The 20,241-nt window shown below is 68.2% G+C and carries 18 protein-coding genes; 10 read left to right on the plus strand and 8 right to left on the minus strand.

The annotated features are described in order from the left end of the window. The first annotated feature begins 125 nt into the window (after positions 1 to 125). Together BLS50_RS27110 and BLS50_RS27115 are read left to right on the plus strand one after the other, a co-directional pair. The gene (locus BLS50_RS27110; RefSeq protein WP_074805499.1) at positions 126 to 1,238 is read left to right on the plus strand and encodes a porin; all 1,113 of its coding nucleotides are present in this window, start codon (positions 126 to 128) and stop codon (positions 1,236 to 1,238) included. 10 nt (positions 1,239 to 1,248) lie between these two features. Next, positions 1,249 to 2,301, plus strand: coding sequence for a nucleoside hydrolase (locus BLS50_RS27115; protein ID WP_074805504.1), 1,053 nt, complete (start codon positions 1,249 to 1,251; stop codon positions 2,299 to 2,301). Positions 2,302 to 2,335: 34 nt separating this feature from the next. Here BLS50_RS27115 and BLS50_RS27120 read toward each other — a convergent pair whose 3' ends face one another. After that, positions 2,336 to 3,244, minus strand: a complete 909-nt coding sequence (locus BLS50_RS27120; RefSeq protein WP_006480527.1) for a LysR family transcriptional regulator — start codon at positions 3,242 to 3,244, stop codon at positions 2,336 to 2,338. A gap of 94 nt (positions 3,245 to 3,338) precedes the next feature. On the opposite strand from BLS50_RS27120, the gene BLS50_RS27125 reads away from it, so the two are divergent. Continuing rightward, positions 3,339 to 4,688 (plus strand): NCS2 family permease, encoded by a 1,350-nt coding sequence (locus tag BLS50_RS27125; RefSeq protein ID WP_074805507.1) that lies wholly within the window; start codon positions 3,339 to 3,341, stop codon positions 4,686 to 4,688. Positions 4,689 to 4,734: 46 nt separating this feature from the next. Further along, a complete protein-coding gene (gene add / locus BLS50_RS27130; protein ID WP_074805510.1) occupies positions 4,735 to 5,838 on the plus strand; it encodes an adenosine deaminase in 1,104 nt (367 codons plus the stop codon). Between the two features lie 34 nt (positions 5,839 to 5,872). Here add and BLS50_RS27135 read toward each other — a convergent pair whose 3' ends face one another. Further along, complete coding sequence (locus tag BLS50_RS27135) at positions 5,873 to 8,104, minus strand: penicillin-binding protein 1A (RefSeq protein ID WP_074805513.1); 2,232 nt, start codon at positions 8,102 to 8,104, stop codon at positions 5,873 to 5,875. A 124-nt stretch (positions 8,105 to 8,228) separates the two neighbouring features. Next, complete coding sequence (gene pdxR / locus BLS50_RS27140) at positions 8,229 to 9,737, minus strand: MocR-like pyridoxine biosynthesis transcription factor PdxR (RefSeq protein ID WP_074805516.1); 1,509 nt, start codon at positions 9,735 to 9,737, stop codon at positions 8,229 to 8,231. Between the two features lie 123 nt (positions 9,738 to 9,860). Between pdxR and BLS50_RS27145 the strand changes: the two genes are divergently transcribed. Next, positions 9,861 to 10,499, plus strand: a complete 639-nt coding sequence (locus BLS50_RS27145) for an FMN-binding negative transcriptional regulator (RefSeq protein WP_074805520.1) — start codon at positions 9,861 to 9,863, stop codon at positions 10,497 to 10,499. A gap of 42 nt (positions 10,500 to 10,541) precedes the next feature. Here the strand turns inward: BLS50_RS27145 and BLS50_RS27150 are convergent, their stop codons facing one another. After that, positions 10,542 to 11,123: a thioredoxin family protein gene (locus tag BLS50_RS27150; RefSeq protein ID WP_074805524.1), complete on the minus strand. Its 582-nt coding sequence runs from the start codon at positions 11,121 to 11,123 to the stop codon at positions 10,542 to 10,544. Positions 11,124 to 11,357: 234 nt separating this feature from the next. Between BLS50_RS27150 and BLS50_RS27155 the strand changes: the two genes are divergently transcribed. Both BLS50_RS27155 and BLS50_RS27160 read left to right on the plus strand, forming a co-directional pair. Then, positions 11,358 to 12,098 (plus strand): response regulator, encoded by a 741-nt coding sequence (locus BLS50_RS27155; protein WP_006480534.1) that lies wholly within the window; start codon positions 11,358 to 11,360, stop codon positions 12,096 to 12,098. Next, positions 12,095 to 13,417: an ATP-binding protein gene (locus BLS50_RS27160; RefSeq protein ID WP_074805527.1), complete on the plus strand. Its 1,323-nt coding sequence runs from the start codon at positions 12,095 to 12,097 to the stop codon at positions 13,415 to 13,417. The genes BLS50_RS27155 and BLS50_RS27160 overlap by 4 nt, the downstream gene beginning before the upstream one ends. A 72-nt stretch (positions 13,418 to 13,489) precedes the next feature. On the opposite strand, the gene BLS50_RS27165 is transcribed toward BLS50_RS27160, so the two are convergent. The 4 genes from BLS50_RS27165 to BLS50_RS27180 form a co-directional block, all read right to left on the minus strand. Continuing rightward, positions 13,490 to 14,101, minus strand: coding sequence for an alpha/beta fold hydrolase (locus tag BLS50_RS27165; protein ID WP_074805530.1), 612 nt, complete (start codon positions 14,099 to 14,101; stop codon positions 13,490 to 13,492). A gap of 57 nt (positions 14,102 to 14,158) precedes the next feature. After that, entirely contained in the window at positions 14,159 to 14,893 is a 735-nt protein-coding gene (locus BLS50_RS27170; RefSeq protein ID WP_074805533.1) for a metallophosphoesterase family protein, read from the minus strand. 110 nt (positions 14,894 to 15,003) lie between these two features. Then, positions 15,004 to 15,540, minus strand: coding sequence for a GNAT family N-acetyltransferase (locus tag BLS50_RS27175; protein WP_074805536.1), 537 nt, complete (start codon positions 15,538 to 15,540; stop codon positions 15,004 to 15,006). A 12-nt stretch (positions 15,541 to 15,552) separates the two neighbouring features. Next, positions 15,553 to 16,185, minus strand: a complete 633-nt coding sequence (locus BLS50_RS27180) for a LysE family translocator (protein WP_027809677.1) — start codon at positions 16,183 to 16,185, stop codon at positions 15,553 to 15,555. Positions 16,186 to 16,490: 305 nt separating this feature from the next. Here BLS50_RS27180 and BLS50_RS27190 point away from each other — a divergent pair, with 305 nt between their 5' ends. From BLS50_RS27190 to BLS50_RS27195, 3 genes are all read left to right on the plus strand, one after another. After that, entirely contained in the window at positions 16,491 to 17,684 is a 1,194-nt protein-coding gene (locus tag BLS50_RS27190; protein ID WP_023475705.1) for a porin, read from the plus strand. Between the two features lie 17 nt (positions 17,685 to 17,701). Further along, positions 17,702 to 17,860: a hypothetical protein gene (locus BLS50_RS36430; RefSeq protein WP_249185241.1), complete on the plus strand. Its 159-nt coding sequence runs from the start codon at positions 17,702 to 17,704 to the stop codon at positions 17,858 to 17,860. Positions 17,861 to 18,309: 449 nt separating this feature from the next. After that, positions 18,310 to 20,235, plus strand: a complete 1,926-nt coding sequence (locus BLS50_RS27195) for an NHL repeat-containing protein (RefSeq protein ID WP_074805540.1) — start codon at positions 18,310 to 18,312, stop codon at positions 20,233 to 20,235. Positions 20,236 to 20,241 lie beyond the last annotated feature (6 nt).

Raw genomic sequence — 20,241 nt, forward strand, 5'->3', positions numbered from 1 at the left:
GAATAAATCCGTTTTATTGAGATATAAGGAAAGCAAACTTTTATTATCCGATCCGGGTTCGTATAGTCGAGTCCAGTTTCGCGGAACCCTGCCGCGCCTGGACCACCACCGACCACACGACCCGCATGAAAACTCTCTACAAGCTCGCTCCGCTCGCGATGCTCGGCGCCTTCGCGACCCATGCCGGTGCGCAAAGCAGCATCACGCTGTACGGTCTCATCTCGGCCGGTGTCGGGTTCGCGACGAACCAGGGCGGCAAGAACGCGTGGCAGGCGCTGTCCGGCACGAACCAGAACCCGCGCTGGGGGCTGAAGGGCAAGGAAGATCTCGGGCAGGGGCTGTCCGCGGTGTTCCAGCTCGAGAACGGCTTCAACGTGATGACGGGCACGGCCGCGCAGAACGGCCGCGAGTTCGGGCGCATGGCGTACGTCGGCCTGGCCGACCGCACCTACGGCGCGCTGACGCTCGGCCGCCAGTACGACGCGATCCACGACTACATCGGGCCGGTGATCATCGCGAGCAACGGCGTGAACATCGGCGACAACGACAACGGCTACAACGACATCCGCGTGCAGAACTCGGTGAAGTACGTGAGCCCCGCCTACTACGGGCTGAAGTTCACCGCGCTGTACGGCTTCAGCAATACGACCGGTTTCGCGAACAACAGCGCGTACAGCTTCGGGCTCGGCTATGAGCGTGGCCCCCTGCGCTGGAGCGTGGTCTATGCGCAGTACAACCATCCGTACAGCGCGACGAACCAGGACGGCGCGATCGCGAACGACTATGCGTCGCCGCTGCTGATCTTCAGCAAGAGCGCGATGTCGCCGGCGGCGTACGCGAGCCGGCAGCGGATCGCGGGCACGGGCGGCTTCTACACGATCGGCCGCGCGCAGTTCGCGGCGATGTTTACCGACGTACGCTACGATTACCTCGACAATTCGCACCTGCACCTGCAGAACCTGGGCGTGAACGTCGTCTACACGATGACGCCGCAGCTCTTTCTCGGCGCCGCGTACGCGTTCACGAACGGCAAGTACGACGTGATCGACAAGCGTCCGAAATGGCATCAGGTGAACCTGCAGGCCGATTACTTCCTGTCCAAACGCACCGACGTCGCGCTGACGGTGATCGCGCAGCAGGCGGCCGGCGACGCGGATCATGCGCAGATCTTCGCGTATGCACGTTCGACCGGCACGCGCCAGATGATGGCGACGCTTGGCGTGCGGCACGTGTTCTGAGCCCCCGACCATGACCCATCCGATCGCATCCCGCCGCACCTTCCTGAAACTCTCCGCGGCGCTGGCTGGGACCGCGCTGCTGCCCGAAACGGGCGCATTCGCGGCTGGCGGCGACGCCGCGCGCCGCACGGTGATCATCGATACCGATCCGGGGCAGGACGACGCCATCGCGATCCTGTTCGCGCTCGGCGCGCAGGACCGGCTCGACGTGCGCGCGCTGACGGCCGTGGCCGGCAACGTGCCGCTCGATCTCACCGAACGCAATGCGCGGATCATCCGCGACTGGGCTGGCCGCACGAACGCGCTGCCGGTGTATGCGGGCTGCCCGCGCCCGCTCGTGCGCGACCTCGTGACGGCCGCGAACGTGCACGGCAAGACGGGGCTGGAAGGCGTCGAACTGCATGCGCCGCGCGCGCCGCTCGCCGCCGGCCACGCGGTGTCGTACCTCGTCGATACGCTGAGCCGCGCGGCGCCGAACAGCGTGACGCTGTGCGCGCTCGGCCCGCTGACGAACCTCGCGACCGCGCTGGTCGAAGCGCCGCAGATTCGCGCCGCGCTGCGCGAGATCGTGCTGATGGGCGGTGCGTTCTTCGAGCGCGGCAACATCACGCCGGCCGCCGAGTTCAACATCTATGTCGATCCGCAGGCGGCCGAAGTCGTATTCGGCAGCGGCGTGCCGATCGTCGTGCTGCCGCGCGACGTCGCGGTGAAGGCGCCGATCACGCCAGCACGCGTCGCGCCGTTTCGTGCGCTCGGCAACCGCTGCGGCGCGATCGTCGCGGACATCATGGAGGCCGAGCTCGCGTACAACAAGAAGCGGCGCGGCGTTGAAGACGCGCCGATGTACGACCCGACGGCCGTCGGCTATCTCGTCGATCCGACGCTGTTCGGCGGCCGCAAGGTGAACGTGATGGTCGAGACGACCGGACAGTGGACGCTTGGCGAGACCGTCGTCGACTGGAACGGGCGTAGCGGCCGTGCGGCGAATGCGACATGGATCAACGAGGTCGATGCGGACCGGTTCTACGCAGCACTCGTCGAACGAATTGCGAAGCTGCCCTGAACATGGGCAGCCACCCGGCGGACCGCGAACGTAATCAGATCTGCTTCGCAATCCATTCACGGCACGCGCGCACGTGCGGGCCGCGATCGTCGGCGGCGAGCGAGATCAGCGAGATCGCACGCGTGACACGCGGTTTGTCGACGCGCAGCGCGACGAGTTCGGGATCGTGCAGATGCATCGTGTAGAGACTCGGCAGCACGGCGGTCGCGAGGCCGTTGCGCGCGAGCGCGTACAGCGGCTCGGTGTATTCCATCCGGTACGTGACGTTCAGGCGCAGCTTCTCGGCGCCGCCGGTGCGATGCAGCGATTCGCTGACGCTGCCGCGCACGAACACCGCGAGTTCGCGATCGACCAGCTTCGCCCACGTGACGCTCTTCGCGCGGGCGAGCGGATCGTCGTGCCGCACGACGATCACGATCTCGTCCTCGAACAGCTGCTGGTAGCGCAGCGTGCCGTCGTCGCCGTCGGGTTCGCGCACGCCGATGCCGAGATCCGCGACGCCGTCGCGCACCGCTTCGACGAGCGCGCTGTTCGGCAGATCGGTGAGCGTGAAGCGCAGCGTCGGATGGGTGCCGCGCAGCGCGTTGAGCGCGGGCAGCAGGCGGCCCGCGACCGACGGGATGAACGCGATGCGCACGGTCTGGATGCGTTCGCCGATGAGCCGCGTCATGTCGTCGAAGGTGCCGCGCGCCTGGTTGAGCAGGCGTTCGGCGAGCGGCAGCACGGCTTCGCCGGCGGTGGTGAGCGTGAGCCGGTGCGCGCTGCGGGCGAACAGGCGGCCGCCGAGCAGGAATTCGATCTGGCGGATCGACGCGGTGAGCGCGGGCTGCGTGAGCGACAGCGCCTGCGCGGCCTGCGTGAAGCTGCGCGCATGCGCAAGGACGACGAAGTGCTGGACCTGCCGCAGCGTGAGCGCGGGGAGCAGCGACGAGCGGTCGGACATCGGGTAATAGCGGTCGGGATGCGGTACGCGGCAGTATAAGACCGCGCTGCACGAACCGACACAGGACAATATTCGGAATCACGGGAGAACCACCATGTCAGCGACTGACACGATGCCGGCGCGCACGCCGGCCAACTGGCTCGAACGACGCTTCGCGCTCGCCGCGCGCGGCACGAGCGTGCGCACCGAGACGATCGCGGGCGTCACGTCGTTTCTCGCGGCCGCGTACCTGCTCGTCGTGATCCCGTCGCTGCTCGCGACGGGCGGCATGGAGCGCGGCGCGGCGACGACCGCGACGATCGTCGTATTCGTGCTGTTCACCACGCTGATGGGGCTCTACGCGAACCTGCCGTTCCTCGTCGGCCCCGGTATCGGCGGCTCGGTGATCATCGGCGTGACGCTCGCGACGACCGAGCACGTCGGCTGGCAGACGGGCCTCGGCATCGCGTGCGTGTCCGGCGTGCTGTTCTTCCTGCTGACGATACTCGGCGCGCGCGGTGTCGTGGTGCGGCTGATTCCGGTGCAGATCAAGCTCGGGCTCGGTGCGTCGATCGGGCTGTTCGTCACGATGCTCGGGCTGCGCAATGCGGGGATGGTCGTCGCGAACGCGAAGACCAACGCGTTCGCGCTCGGCGACTTCTCGCGGCCGGGCGCGCTCGTCGCGCTGATCGGTCTCGCGGTCGCGATCGTGCTGCAGGCCCGCAAGGTGCCCGGCGCGATCCTGATCGCGATCCTCGTCGCGGCCGCGGCCGGCGTGCCGCTCGGCGTCACGCACCTGCCCGCGTCGTTCATGTCGCTGCCGCACAGCATCGCGCCGATCGCGTTCAAGCTCGATATCGGCAGCGCGTTGAGCCTGGCCGCCGCGCCGTACTTGTTCGCGTTCTTCGCGGCGGAATTCTTCTCGACGCTCGGCACCGCGCTCGCGGTCGGCGCGAAGGCGAACCTGCTCGACGAACAGGGCAACCTGCCGAACATCAATCGGCCGTTCCTCGTCGATTCGCTCGCCGCGACGCTCGGGCCGGTGTTCGGCATTCCCGCGCTGACCGCGCTGATCGAATCGGCGGCCGGCGTCGAGGCGGGCGGCCGCAGCGGTTTGTCGTCGCTGGCCGCGGCCGTGCTGTTCGCCGCGATGCTGCTGTTCGTGCCGGTCGCGCTCGCGATTCCGAAGGAGGCGACCGCACCGGCGCTGATCCTGATCGGGCTGTCGATGTTCGCGACGATCCGCCATACGCATTTCGACGACTTCACCGATGCGCTGCCCGTGATGTCGATGGTGCTGCTCACGCTGATGTCGAACAGCTTCGGCACCGGCATCGCCGGCGGGCTGCTGTGCTACGTGCTCGTCAAGCTGCTGGCTGGCCGCTGGCGCGACGTGTCGTGGGGGCTCGTCGTGCTCGCGCTGCCGCTCGGCTATTACTTCTGGACCGTCGTGAAGCCGCACTGAGAGACGGCTTGCGCGACGCATCGCACTACCGAAAAAAGAGACTCATATGAAGGGAACACCAGGCAATGTCCCGGCCGCGCGCACGGGCATCGAGATCACGCCCGCGCATCGGGCCTTCTTCCGCGCGCTGCCGAAGGTCGAGCTGCATTGCCACCTGCTCGGCGCGGTGCGGCACGACACGTTCGTCGCGCTCGCCGAACGCAGCGGTGCGCCGATCGAGCGCGCGGAGATCGACGCGTTCTATGCGCGCGGCGAGAAACCGGTCGGCGTGCTGCACGTGCTGCGCGCGCTCGATAAATATCTGCTGACGCAACCCGACGATCTGCGGCGCATCGCATACGAATATCTGGAAGACGCGGCCGCGCACAACGTGCGGCATGCTGAATTCTTCTGGAATCCGACGGGAACGGTGCGCGTATCGGGCATCGCGTATCCGGATGCGCAGGCCGCGATCGTAACGGCAATCCGCGACGCCGCACGCGATTTCGGGATCGGCGCGCGCCTGATTCCGAGCATCGACCGCGAGCAGGACCCCGACGAAGCGGTTGCGATCGTCGAATGGATGAAGGCGAATCGCGCGGACGAAGTCGCGGGGCTCGGCATCGACTATCGCGAGAACGACCGGCCGCCGGAACTGTTCTGGAAGGCGTACCGCAACGCGCGTGCGGCCGGCTTCCGCACGACCGCGCATGCGGGCGAGTTCGGGATGCCGTGGCGCAACGTCGAGACGGCCGTCGATCTGTTGCAGGTCGACCGCGTCGATCACGGCTATACGATCGTCGACAACCCCGAGCTGTGTGCGCGCTATGCGGAGCGCGGCATCGTGTTTACCGTCGTGCCGACGAATTCGTACTACCTGCGTACGCTGCCGCCGGAGCAATGGGCGGAGCTGCATCCGATGCGCAAGATGCCGGGGCTCGGGTTGAAGATCCATCCGAACACCGACGATCCGACGCTACACAAGGTCGATCCGAGCGAAGCGTGGGAGCTGATGTTCAGCCATTTCGGCTTCACCGTGGCCGAGTTGAAGCAGTTCATGCTGAACGGGATCGACGGCGCGTGGGTTGACGACGCGACGAAGGCGGCGTGGCGTGCGGCATGGGCACCGGAGTTCGATGCGCTCGCTGCAACGCTCCCGGCGGCGGGCTGAACGCGTTTGCTGGCCTGGCCCTCCGCCGGCACGATCAACGGAAGAAGCGCAGCCAGTCGAAGAGGCCTGAATGCTGCGGCGCGCGCCGCTTCGGCGCCGGCGCGCTGCGCGGCCGGAAGTCGGGCGAGAACTGCACATGCGGATCGATCGCCCGCGCGCGCAGCGCCGCATCGTAGAACGATCCGACGATCGGCAGCGCACTGTGCGCGCCCGCGCCCCAGTAGTCGCTGCGCAGCGTCACGCTGCCGTCGTCGAAGCCGACCCACGCACCGGCCACCAGTTGCGGATGCATCAGGATGAACCAGCCGTCGGTGTTGTCCTGCGTCGTGCCGGTCTTGCCCGCGACGTCGATGCGAATCCCGTAGCGCGAGCGGATGTCCGCGCCGGTCCCGTAATCGACCACGCCGCGCATCGCGTCGACGAGCGTCAGTGCGGCGGGCGCCGGCAGCGCGCGTTCCGGCGGCGCGCTGCCGAATGCGGCGAGCACCTTGCCGTCGCGATCCTCGATGCGCGTGATCATCTGCGGCGCGACGTACACGCCGCGATTCGCGATCGTGCCGTACGCGGACACCATCTCTTTCAGCGTGACCGGGCTCGTGCCGAGCGCGAGCGACGGCACCGCGTCGAGCGGGCTGTCGCGCACCCCCATCGCGCGTGCAAGTTGCGCGACCTTCGCGGCGCCTTCCCGCTGCATGACCTGCGCGGTGATGCGGTTGCGCGACAGCGCCAGCCCGTCGCGTAGCGTCATCGGCGCGCCGGTCGGTGGCTCCGCATCGGTCGGCCGCCACACGGCGCGGCCGTCGATCGGGATCGCGACGGGGCCGTCGACGAACGTGTCGCCCGGCCGCATGCCGTCCGCGAACGCGGCGCCATAGACGAACGGCTTGAACGTCGAACCCGGCTGACGCCGTGCCTGTACCACGTGATCGAACGGCTCGCTGCCGAAATCGGGGCTGCCGACCCACGCACGGATCGCGCCGGTGCGCGGATCGATCGCGACGAAGCCGGCCTGCACCTGCGTCTTGCGCTCGCACAGCGCCCGCATGAAGTCGCGATTCGCGCCGAGCTGCTTCAGCGCAACCACGTCGGCGAGCCCGGTGTCGCGGGCCTGCCGATACTCCGGTGTCTGACGCATGAAGCCGCGGAACAGGTCGTTGCGCAGCCCGCAGCCGGACGGCCCGCGCCATGCGCCGTCGGCGATCGCCTGCAGCCGTTCGGTCTGCCGCGTCAGCGCCTGCGTGGCCATGTCCTGCAGCCGTGCATCGAGCGTCGTGCGCACGACGAGGCCGTCGGAGTAGAGATCGTAGTTGTTGCGGTCGGCCCACGCGATCAGCCACTTGCGCAGTTGCACCGCGAAATGCGGCGCGAGACCGGGCTGTGACGTCTGCGGTTCGAAGTCGACGCGCAGCGGCTGGCGCTGTAGTTTCGCGAACTGCTGCGGCGACAGCATGCCCATCTGCGCCATCCGGCCGAGCACGACGTTGCGCCGCTGGACCGCGCGTTCCGGATTCAGCACCGGGTTGTAGTAGCTGTTGCCCTTCAGCATCCCGACGAGCGTCGCGCTTTCCGTGAGGTCGAGCTGGTCCGCCGACTTGCCGAAGTAGGTGCGCGCGGCCATTTCGACGCCGTACGCGTTGTACAGGAACGGCACGGTGTTCAGGTAGGTTTCGAGAATCTCGTCCTTGCTGTACACCGCTTCGATCTTGAACGCGGTGATCAACTCCTTCACCTTGCGCGTGAGCGTCGGCGCGCGGCCGACTTCGTCGGGATACAGGTTGCGCGCCAGCTGCTGCGTGATCGTCGAGCCGCCCTGCCGGTCGCCGGAGAACGTATGCAGGCTGGCCGCGAGCGTGCGGCGCCAGTCGATGCCGTGATGCGCGTAGAAGCGGTGGTCCTCGGTCGCGATCAGTGCATCGATCATGTGCGGCGAGATTTGCTTGAGCGGCACCCATTCGCGGTTTACCGGCCGGAATTCGGCGATCAACTGGCCGTCGGCCGACAGCACGCGCGCGGGGCGGTCGATGCGCGCCTTGCGGATGTCGCCGATGCTCGGCGTGAACGGAACGAACGCGAGCAGGAGCAGCAGGCCCAGCACCGGGATCGCGGCGAGCGTCAGCGCGACGCCGCGCCGGGTCGGGTGGCGCAGGCGGTGGAGCATGCCCGCGCCGAGCGCGCGGACGCGCGTGCGGCACGCGGCGGCGAGCGGCGTGACACGGGCGCGGCAACGGAGCCACGCGTCTCGGAGAAACGGCACGAAGCGGTTCAAGGCGGCAGGAGCGCGGAGGGAAGACGCGCGATCCTAGCAAACGGAACCCGCGCGCGGGCCATGGAAACGGCCGTTTGCTTGCAGGATTTACAGACGATTACGTTTGTTGCCCGCCGCCAACCTTTTATCGTGCGCGGGGCCGCGATTCCACCGACGAAACCACGTTCGCGAGCCGCTGCGCGGCCGCTTCCATCTGCGCGCGGCCGAACCCGCCGAAGCCCAGCACGAGGCCGGGGCGCGCCGTGCCGGGCGCGAACATCGGCGACACTGCACGCACGGCGACACCGGCCTGGGCGGCGCGCGCGACCACGTCGAGATCGTCGATGCCTGCCGCGAGCCACAGCACGACGTGCATCCCCTGGTCGCCCGGCTGCACCCATGCGCGCTCGCGCGGCAGCCGCGCGCCGAGCGTGTCGATCAGCGCCGCACGCTGTTCCGCATAGACGCCGCGCACGCGGCGAATGTGGCGATCGAGATGACCCTCGGCGATGAACGCGGCGAGCACGTGCTGGTCGGCGGTCGGCGCGTGGCGGTCCATCAGCACGCGCGCGCCGCAGAAGGCGGGCACGAGATCGTCGGGCGCGATCACGTAGCCGAGCCGCAGCGACGGAAACAGGATCTTGCTGAAGGTGCCGAGATAGATCACGCGGTCCGGCGCGAGGCCTTGCAGCGACGGGAATGGGTAGCCTTCGTAGCGCAATTCGCTATCGTAGTCGTCCTCGACGACCCAAGCGCGGTGGGCGCGCGCCCACGCCAGCAGCGCATTGCGCCGCGCCATGCTCAGCGGCATGCCGAGCGGGTACTGGTGCGACGGCGTGACGAATGCGGCGCGCGCATCGGGCGCGAGCCGGATGCCGGCGTCGACGTCGAGGCCGTCGGCGTCGACCGGCACGCGCACCATCGCGTCGCGCCGCCCGGTGCTTTCGAGCAGCGCGGTGATGCCGCGATAGGCCGGATTCTCGACCCATGCGCGGTCGTTTGCGCCGAGCAGCACCTGGCTCGCGAGATGCAGCCCCTGCTGCGTGCCGCTCGTGATCACGACCTGGCCGGCATCGCAGCGCACCGAGCGCGACCGGCGCACGTAGTCGGCGATCGCTTCGCGCAGCGGCAGCGCGCCTTGCGGATCGGCGTAGCCGGACGGCGCGCCGGCGCCGCGGGCGCGCAGGCGGTTGCCGAGCCGGCGCCAGATGTCGTCGGGCGCGGTGAGGCCGAGCGGCACCGAGATCGCGAACGGCATCGCCGGCAGCGGGCTGAATTCGCGGGCAAGCCGCGCGAAGGCGGCGGCGGGTTCGGGCAGGGCGTCGCGCGTCGGGTCCAGGCGCGGCGTTGGCGATTCCGGAGCGCTGCCGGGCGATGGTTCCGCGAGCGCATTCGCGACCCGCGTGCCCGCGCCGCCGCGCGATTCGAGAAAGCCTTCGGCGATGAGCTGCGCATACGCGTCGACGACGGTGCCGCGCGCCACCTGCAGCGACGCCGCCAGCAGCCGTGTGGAAGGCAGCGTATCGCCGGGCCGCACGTCGCCGCAGCGCACCGCGTCGCGCAGCGCCTGCGCGAGCTGGCGGCTCAGGTCGCCGGCCGCGCGATCGAGCACGCCGAGCGACGGGATTTCGACGATCCGGGCCGTTCTTGCCATGATTCTGGTCTGCTGAAATTGTTTCAAACCGGCTCTACAGGATAAACCAGTTTGAGATCACAATCGAACCATGACGGGCTAGCACCCGCGCCATTTCCTACCCCGCACGACCGTGGAGCCGACATGTACGTCCCCGCCGATTTCAACGAACCCAACCCCGACGCGCTGCGTGAGCTGATCGTGCAGCATCCGTTCGGCAGCCTGATCACGCACGGCAAGCGCGGGCTCGACGCGAACCACATTCCGTTCGAACTGATGCCCGGCGACGGCGGGCTCGGCGAACTGCACGCGCACGTCGCGCGGGCGAACCCGGTCTGGCAGGACGTCGCGGACGGCGACGAGGTGCTCGTGATCTTCCGCGCCGGCGACGCATACATCTCGCCGAACTGGTATCCGAGCAAGCACGTCGCGCATCGGCAGGTGCCGACGTGGAACTACCGGGTCGTGCATGCGCACGGCCGCATCACGGTGCGCGACGACGAGAAGTTCGTGCGCGGCGTGGTCGCACGGCTGACGCGCACGCACGAGGCGTCGCAGCCGGTGCCGTGGAAAATGGGCGACGCGCCGCCGGACTACATCGACACGATGCTGCAAGCGATCGTCGGGCTGCAGATCGAGATCACGCGGCTCGTCGGCAAGCGCAAGCTCGGGCAGAACAAGGCCGAGGCCGATATTCGCGGAGCGGGCGAAGGGCTGGTCGCGCAAGGTCATCTCGCGATCGGGGAAGCGATGCTGGCGGAGGCCGACGCGAAGCGCGAATGAGCGCGTGACGCGAGCGAGTATCGAGCTCGCTCGCCGCCCAGGTCACTGCGTGCGCGTCGAACCCTTCGCCCCTTCTCCCGCCTGCGCCAGCGCCCCCCGAATCGCCGCCTCCGTCTTGTCGTACCCGCCTTCGCCATAACGCGTATAGACGATCTTGCCGTTCGCATCGATCAGGTACAGCGCGGGCCAGTACTGGTTGCCGTACGCGCGCCACGTGTCGTAGCGGTTGTCCTGCGCGACCGGATAGCGGATATCGAAGCGCTTGATCGCATCGGCGACGTTCTTCGCGTCGCGTTCGAACGGATATTCCGGCGTATGCACGCCGACCACGACGAGCCCCTGGTCGCGATATTTCCGATACCAGTCGTTCACGTACGGAATCGTATGAATGCAGTTGATGCACGAGTACGTCCAGAAATCGACGAGCACGACCTTGCCGCGCAACTGGTCGAGCGTCAGCGGCGCGCTGTTGTGCCAGCGGTCGATGCCGGTGAAAGCGGGCGCCGTCATGCCGGCCGGCGATGCCTGCACGCCCGCGTCGTCGCGGGTGCCGGCGAAGGCGGCGAGCCCCGCCGTGGCGGCGAGGGCGATGACGAGGGCGGCGGTCTTGAGGCGGGGCAGCATGGCGTTCTCCTGATCTTTGCGGGCCGCGGCGCGAGGGCGGCGGCCCGACGGGTTTCGACAGGCCCCATTAGGCGGCGCCGACGTATCTGCGATGTGTCCGGCCCGCCGCGCGTGTGCAACGTTGTGTGTCGCCATGCTGGCGCGATACATTGGGATACAAACGCGTGCCCGCCGTGCGGTATAACAGCGGACATCGCCCCGCCCGAACCCCGACACCGATACCGGCAACGACTCATGGACAAGATCGACCACGTGCTGATCGTCGACGACGATCGCGCGATTCGCGAACTGATCGCGGACTACCTGGAAAAGAACGGCATGCGCGTGTCGCTGGCCGCGAACGGCCGCGAGATGCGCAACGCATTGGACGACGGCGCGCCCGACCTGATCGTCCTCGACCTGATGCTGCCCGGCGAGGATGGCTTGACGCTGTGCCGCGACCTGCGCGCCGGCAAGTTCCGCACGGTGCCGGTGCTGATGCTGACCGCGCGCGGCGAAGAAACCGATCGCATCATCGGCCTCGAGATGGGCGCCGACGACTACCTGGCCAAGCCGTTCGCGGTGCGCGAGCTGCTCGCGCGAATCCGCTCGGTGCTGCGCCGCGCGCGCATGCTGCCGCCCGGCATGCAGGTGACGGAAACGGCCGCGCTGCTCGCGTTCGGCGAATGGCAGCTCGACACGACCGGGCGCCATCTGCTGGACACCGAAGGCACGCTGGTCGCGCTGAGCGGCGCCGAATACCGGCTGCTGCGCGTGTTCCTCGACAACCCGCAGCGCGTGCTGACGCGCGACCAGTTGCTCAACCTCACGCAAGGGCGCCAGTCCGACCCGTTCGACCGCTCGATCGACCTGCTCGTGAGCCGGCTGCGCCAGCGCCTGCGCGACGGCGCGCGCGAGCCGCGCTACATCAAGACGCTGCGTAACGAGGGCTACGTGTTCTCGTCGGCCGTGACCGCCGTCGACGGTACGCCATGAGCGCGCGCCCGCCGTGGCACTGGCCGCGTTCGCTGTTCGCGCGGCTCGCGCTGATCCTGTGCGTGGGCCTCGCGCTCGCGCAGACGCTGTCGTTCTGGCTCACCGTAACCGAGCGCGACCAGGCGACCACGAACCTGATGATGGGCTACATCGAGCGCGAGGTCGCCAGCTCGGTCGCGTTGCTCGACCATCTGCCGCCTGCCGAGCGCACCGCATGGCTGCCGCGCCTCGCGCGGCGCAGCTATGCGTTCATCCTCGGGCCGGGCCAAACCGGCACGCCGCCGGAAGCGCGGCTGTCGGCGCGCGTCGAGCGCTCGATCTCGGACGGCATCGGCGGCGACTATCCGCTGACCGCGAATTCGATTCCCGGCGACCGCGAACATCTGCAGGTGCATCTGCGGCTGACCGACGGATCGCCGCTGACGATCGACATTCATCCGATGTCGACGGTGCCCCTGTCGGGCTGGCTGCCGGCCGTGCTCGTGGTGCAGCTCGCGATGCTGGCTGCGTGCTGCTGGCTCGCGGTGCGGCTCGCGACGCGGCCGCTCAAGCAGCTCGCGCAGGCCGCCGACGCGCTCGGCCCCGACCTGAAGGGCGAGCGGCTGAACGAAGACGGGCCGTCGGAAGTCGCGCGCGCCGCACGGGCCTTCAACGCGATGCAGGACCGTATCGCGCAGTACATGGCCGAGCGCATGCAGATCCTCGCGTCGATCTCGCACGATCTGCAGACGCCGATCACGCGGATGCGGCTGCGCGTCGACGTGATGGACGACGACACGCAGGGCGCGAAGCTGCGCCAGGACCTGCTCGAGATGGAGCATCTGGTGAAGGAGGGCGTCGCGTATGCGCGCACGCTGCACGGCACCGAGGAAGCCGCGCGCCGCATCGATCTCGATGCGCTGCTCGACAGCATCGTGTACGACTACACGGATGCGGGGCAGGACGTCGCGCTGCACAGCCGCGCGCCGCTCGCGCTCGTCACGCGGCCGAAGGCGCTGCGCCGCATCGTCGGCAACCTCGTCGACAACGCACTGAAGTTCGCGGGTGCGGCCGAGATCGACGTGCAGGCGGCGCCGGACGGCGGCGCGGTGATCGCGGTGCTCGATCGTGGGCCCGGCATTCCGGACGATCAGCTCGATGCGGTGTTCGAGCCGTTCCGGCGGGTGGAGACATCGCGCAATCGCGAGACGGGCGGCACGGGGCTCGGGCTTGCGATCGCGAAGCAGCTCGCGCTCGCGATGGGCGGCACGCTCACGCTGAACAACCGGGCCGACGGCGGCGGCCTCGAGGCGAGGCTAACGCTGAGGAACGCGGGATGATGCGACGCGTCGCGCGCGCGTCGCGGCTTCAGGTGCGTGCCGAACCGTGCGATGTGTGCAATGGGTGCGGCGTCACACGCGTTGCAGATGCGCGTCGACGAGCGGCGCGAGCGCTTGCGCATGCACGGCCGCGAGATCGTGCCGGCCGCCCGGCACGACGTGCAACCGCGCATCGGGCAGCCGTTCGAGCAGGCGCCGGCCGGCCGCGACCGGGCTGATCGGATCGTCGTCGCCCCACAGCAGCAGCGTCGGCTGCGCGATACGGCCGATGTCCTGCGACAGGTCCGCACGAAACGTCATGAACCAGTCCGGCAACCGCGGGTTCGCTTCGGCGAAGCCGGCGCGCCAGTCCTGCGCGCCGAGCCCGGCCATGTCGAGGCCGCCGGACGTGACCGTCAGCACGAGATGCGTGACCAGATCCGGCTTGTCGAGCGCCGCGCGCATCGCGATTACGCCGCCCATCGATTGCGCGATCACGGCGGTCGGCCGGTCGACGCTTGCGAGCACATGACGCACGAGACCGTCGAAATCGTCGACGGCCGGATCGCGCGGCGTGTCGCCGAAGCCCGGGTAGGCGACGATCCGCCGCTCGGCCGGATGCGTGAGCATGCCGGCCAGCGGTTGCCAGAACGCGGTGCTGCCCGATGCGCCGGGCAGGAAGAGCAATTGCGATGGAGCGGGCATGGCGTGTTGGTGTTCCGGTAGTCGAGGCGAAGCGGGATGGCGAGCGGCGCGAGCGCGTCAGCAGCGGCCGGTGCGCAGCGCGACGGTCCAGTCGTCGCGACCGCGCGACGCCGCGATGGCGGCGGCCGTGTGCCAGTCGTATTCGACCGCATGGAATTCGACGTTCCAGCCGGCGGCGGTGCGCGACACCATCGCGTAGCGGGCATGCGGCGAGCCCGTCTCGATCCGGTGCGGATGCGGCAGGTCGTCCGCATACGCCTGCAACCCGACGCTGCCCGGATTGACGATCAGCCGGCCGTCGTCGAGCTTCGCGGTGCGCGGCACATGCGTGTGGCCGCACAGGATCAGCGAGGCCGCCGTGTCGCCCGCGCGCTGCGCGACTTCATCGGGCGTGGCCGCGCGGCAGCCGTCGGGCGTGACCGTTTCGAGGAAGTAGACGAGATCGCTGGCGGGCGTGCCGTGCACCATCAGCACGTCGCCGTCGAGCGTCAGGCGTTCGGGCAGCGCGGCGATCCAGGCGCGATGGTCGGCGCGCAGCGTGTCGTGCGCCCAGCGATCGGACAGCCGCATCGCGTCGCGATCGAGCGTCAGCAGTTGCCGCTCGTGATTGCCCTTGATGGTCGGCAGGTCGAGCGCGATCAGGCGGTCGGCCGTTTCGGCTGGATGGAGCGCGCCGGACACGATGTCGCCGAGATTGACGATCACGTCGGCGCCGCGGCGGCGGACATCGTCGAGCACCGCGTCGAGCGCGGCGAGGTTGCCGTGGATGTCGGACAGCGCGGCGATTTTCATGGCGGCAAGTCGATGAGGGGAGTGGCGATTGTCGCCAATTCGACGCGGGTCGTGCAATCGGGTCGTGCAATCGCTTCACGGCATCGGCGCGCGATGCCGCGGCGGGCACGTCAGTCGGTCGCGAGGCGGGCGTACATCGCGAAATCGCCCGGCGTGCCGCGCACCATCTTGTAGGCGCGCAGCAACCCTTCGTAGCGGTAGCCGCACTTCTGCAGCACGCGCGCGGAGCCCGCGTTGCTGGTCAGCACGACCGCCTGCATGCGCATGAAGCCGCCGTGCGTGAACGCCCACGCGGTGACGGCTTCGCACACCGCGCTCGCGATGCCCCGCCCCCAGTGCGACGGCGCGAGGTCGTACGCGATCTCCGCCGAGCGGTTGACGGTGGACACCGTATGCAGCCCGACCGTCCCGGCGAGCGCGCCCGACGCGGTGTCGACGATCGCGAGACGCCGGATCGAATCCGGATCGGTCGATTCGATGTTGTCGAACATCGGCAACAGATCGTCGGGCGAGCGCAGGTTCCAGCTCGTGTGACGGAAAACGTTGGGGTTCGACAGGTAGGCGTACCACGCGTCGAGATCCGCGCGTTCGAGTTGCCTGAGCGACAGGCCGGGGAAACCGGCGCGGGGCGGTGCGGCGATTTTCATCGAGCCCGGCGCCTACGCGGCATGGCGCCGGTACAGCGCCAGCGAACCGGCGAGCGCGAGCAGCATCGCCCCGCATGTGCGTTCGAGCCACAGCGCGCCCGAGCGCTTCAGCAGCCGCACCGCGCGTGCGCCGAGCAGCGCGTAGCCGAACATCACCGCGCCGTCGAGCAGCGCGAACGTGACCGCGAGCGCGACGTACTGCGGCGCGAGCGGCGCCAGCGGATCGAGGAACTGCGGCAGGAACGCGGAGAAGAACAGATAGCCCTTCGGGTTCGTCACCGCGGTCAGGAAGCTTTTCGCGAAGATCGATGCGTTGCGTCCGGAGGCCGTGCCGCGCTGCGCGGCCGCGACGTCGAGCGCTCCCTTCGACATCAGCAGCCGGATGCCGACATACGCGAGGTACGCGGCGCCGAGCCATTTCACGACCGAGAACCAGAACGCCGACGCCATCAGCAGCGCGCCGAGGCCGAGCGCGACTGCGACGATCAGCACGAAGTCGGACAGCATCGCGCCCGCGAAACCGAACGCCGCGCGGCGCACGCCGTAGCGCGAGCCGTTGGTCAGCGCGAGCAGCACGGTCGGGCCGGGTGTCGCGATGCCGACGAACGCGACGGCGGCGAAGATCAGCAGGGTCGTTTCATGCATGAAGAAGCTCCCGGTGGAAAGCGCGCAGCCGATTATCGTCCGCGTCGCCTCGCGCTGTACAGGCGCGGCAGCCGTGACCATGGCCGCGCCCCGACTATCTCAATTTTGACAAGAAACTGTTGTCATTATTCCGCTTTGGAACGGAACCGGTTCCAACTACCATACCGGCCGCAGCGGGCATGCCCGCCGCGTCGTCGCGCGCGGACGTCGCCGGTCTCGCACCGCCGGCGGATGTCGGCGCCCGCGCGCGCTACTCGCAAACAGCCAGCCAGAACAACGGGTTCACCGCCCGGAGACATAAAACCATGAACAAGCAACTGATCGCAGCGCCGCTGCTGCTCTCGCTCGCGGGTGTCGCCGCCGCGCAAAGCTCCGTCACGCTGTACGGCATCGTCGATGCGGGCGTGACCTATCGCAGCAACGAACGGGTCGGCTCGGCGGGCGCGTACACCGGGCATTCGAGCGTCGGGCTCACGACCGGCAACCTGTCCGGCAGCCGCTGGGGCATCAAGGGTTCCGAGGATCTCGGCGGCGGAATGCGCGCGCTGTTCGTCCTCGAGAACGGCTTCGACATCACCAACGGCACGTCCGGCCAGGGCGGCCGCCAGTTCGGCCGGCAGGCGTTCGTCGGCGTCGGCAGCGACCGCTACGGCACGGTCACGCTCGGCCGCCAGTACACGTCGCTCGACGATTTCGTGAGCCCGGTCGGCCCGTCGTCGTTCATCGGCGGCTTCGGCGCGCACCCGGGCGACATCGACGATCTCGACCAGACCGCGCGCGTCGACAGCTCGATCAAGTACACGAGCGCGAACTACTCGGGCTTCACGTTCGGCGCGCTGTACGGCTTCGGCGGCCAGCCGGGGAGCATGAAGCAGCGCAACACGTGGAGCGTCGGCGCCGCATACGCAGCAGGCCCGCTGCGCGTGGGCGTCGGTTACGAGCGTTCGGACAACAGCAAGAAGGGCGCGACCGACCCGACGGCGGGCAAGTGGCAGAGCACCGACGACGGGCTGTTCAATTCGTCGATCAACGAAGGCTATGCGAGCGCGCAGTCGCAGCAGGTGATCGCGACCGGCGCGACGTACGACTTCGGCCCGGCCGTCGTCGGCGTGAACTACAGCAACGTGCAGTACCGCGGCGGCGCGCAGTCGCTGTTCAGCGGCCACGCGACGTTCAACGTCGCGGGCGTGTTCACGCGCTGGAACGTGCAGCCGCAGACGCAGCTGTTCGCGGGCTACAGCTACACGCGCGGCAGCGACGTCGACGGCATCGACAACCGCGCGCAGTATCACAACGTCACGCTCGGCGCGGTCTACGACCTGTCGAAGCGCACCAGCGTGTACCTGCTCGGCGCGTACCAGCATGCGTCCGGCACGACGCTCGACGCGCTCGGCCGGCCGGTGGACGCGACCGCGTCGGTGTCCGACAAGGCGAACGGCCATTCGTCCGATTCGCGGTCGCAGGCGATCGTGAGCCTCGGGCTGCGCCAGAAGTTCTGACGCAGCAGTCGTTGCGCGTGCAACGGGGCTCGCAGCCGATGCGGGCCCCGTTGTCGGCATGCTCGTCCGCAGCCGACGATGCACTGTTCCACCGGCAACGCGTGATCGACATCGTCGATACGCTGCCGAAATACGTCGACGGCTGGGACGGCCCGACGTTCGACCCGGCGAACTGAACGATCGCCGCCGCGTGCCGGTACGGCCGGTGCGCGGTTTTCCCCCTCCGTATTCCCCCTTTCCCTCCCGCTCTGCCTTCCATGCGCGAAATCGCAAAAAACCGATCGCGCAGGACAATATTTTTTCTCTTTCATTTTGATTTCGATTTGTAATAATCGAAGTGACTTCCGGGGAATGAAAATGCAATGCGGTCATATCAGAAAAAATGACGTATTCGCATTGAATGACCCGGAACAAAATGCCGGGAAATGCGCTGAAACCGCGTGGCTGGCAGGCTGTCGTGGCGCGGTTTCGGAGATTTTGCGATCGTTGACGAAAAAGCGCCGGACGGCAAAACGCGTGGAGTGAATAATTCGATGAAACGGCGAATGCGGATTTACCGGAATCACCAATATTTCATGCGCCGCGATTTACAGTGTCGATCATTGTTCGTCTGGGAGCATTATTCATGTCAATGAAACAAATCCGCGCGGCGTTGCTGATCGTGTGCATGGCGATGCTGGCGCCGGCTAGCTACGCGCAGGCGCAATACTCGACCGACTGGCTCGCGAACACGTACGGCACGCTGACCTCGCACGTCGGCAACGGCGCGCGCTCGATGTGGGTCGCGCCCGAAGGCGTGATCTACACGGCGTCGCGCTGGGACGAGAACGCGGGCGGCGTCGCGATCTACCAGAACGGCCAGCCGCTCGGCACGATCGGCATCCACGACGAATTCCATGGCGGCGCGATCACGGGCAATTCGACGTCGCTGTTCGTCGCGCTCGGCTACAACCGCACGTTCGGCAGCGGCTCGGTGGGCCGCTACAACCGGAGCACGAACCAGCGCGACCTGCGCATTCCGGTCAGCACGTGGACGGGCATCCAGTATGCGGACGTGATCACGGGTCTCGCGACGGGCGGCAACCTGCTGTACGTGAGCGATTTCTACGGCAACCGCGTGCGCGTCTATACGACCGATGGCGTGTGGCAGCGCGACATCGGCGTCACGGGCCCCGGCGCGCTGGCGCTCGACGCGGCCGGCAACCTGTGGGTCGCGCGCAAGAGCGCGGGCGTCGTCGCGCAGTTCAGCCCGACCGGTACGGCGATGAACACGCTCCAGATGGCGGCCGGCGCGCGGCCGGCGTCGCTGTACTTCGATGCGTCGATGGGCCGGTTGATGGTGGGCGACGAAGGGCCCGACATGAACATCAAGCTATACGGCGGGCTGCCCGGGCTGCCGGTGCAGGTCGGCACGTTCGGCGTGCAGGGCGGCTATCTCGATACGACCACGGGCATCAAGGGGCAGGTCGGCGACAAGCGCTTCACGCGCGTCGCGGCGCTCGGCAAGGATGCGGCCGGCAACCTGTACGTGCTGAACAACGCCTGGGGCGGCGGCTGGGATCTCGGCCGCAACGGCAGCACCGATCTGCATGCGTACAGCCCGGTCGGCACGCTGCAATGGAAGCTGCAGGCGCTGAACTTCGAGGGAATCGCCGCGCCCGATCCGGTGACGGACGGGACGTTGTTCTACAGCGGCAACAACATATATACGGGCACGGCGGGCGGCACGTTCGTCGCGAACACGGTCGACCCGTTCACCTACCCGAAAGACCCGCGCCTCGACATGAACGACTATCAGCGCGGCCAGCACTTCGGGCAGCTCGTGAGCGTCGGCGGCAACCGGATCCTCGTCGCGTCGGGCCAGAACCCGGGCAACTTCAACTTCTACTACTTCAACACCGCGAGCGGCTACATCGCGATTCCGGCCGGTTCGCTGCCCGGCAAGCCGTTCAACACGACGCTGCAGGTGACGGCCGGTTTCGACATCGACGGCAACGGCGACGTGTGGGCCGGCCTGAACGGCTCCAACGTGATCACGCGCTACCCGATGACGGGCTTCGACGCGACCGGCAAGCCGTCGTGGGGCAAGCCGGTGACGACCGCCGTGCCGAGCAGCGTAGCGCCCGTCACGCGCATCATCTACCAGGCCGACAGCGACACGATGATCCTGGCGCAGGGCCTCGCGGGCAACTGGGACTGGACCGCGATGAACGGGCACATCGAGGTTTATCACGGGTGGAAGAACGGCAACACGAGTGCGCCGAACCCGGTGATCAACCTGACGAGCGCGAACCCGAAATCGATCGCGGCGGCCGGCCACTACCTGTTCGTCGGCTATGTGCACACGGTGCCGAACATCGACATATACGACCTGAACACCGGCGCGCTCGTCACGACGCTGACGAATTCGAACCCGTCGGCGATGGACGTCGGCAACGACGTCGACTCGATGTACGGCGTGCGCGCGTACCTGCGTTCGACCGGCGAGTACGTGATCACGAAGGACAACTACAACGGGTCGAGCATCGTCGTGTATCGCTGGCGTCCGTGAGCGCGC

It is taken from the genome of Burkholderia orbicola, from assembly GCF_900100915.1.
Lineage (GTDB): Bacteria > Pseudomonadota > Gammaproteobacteria > Burkholderiales > Burkholderiaceae > Burkholderia > Burkholderia orbicola.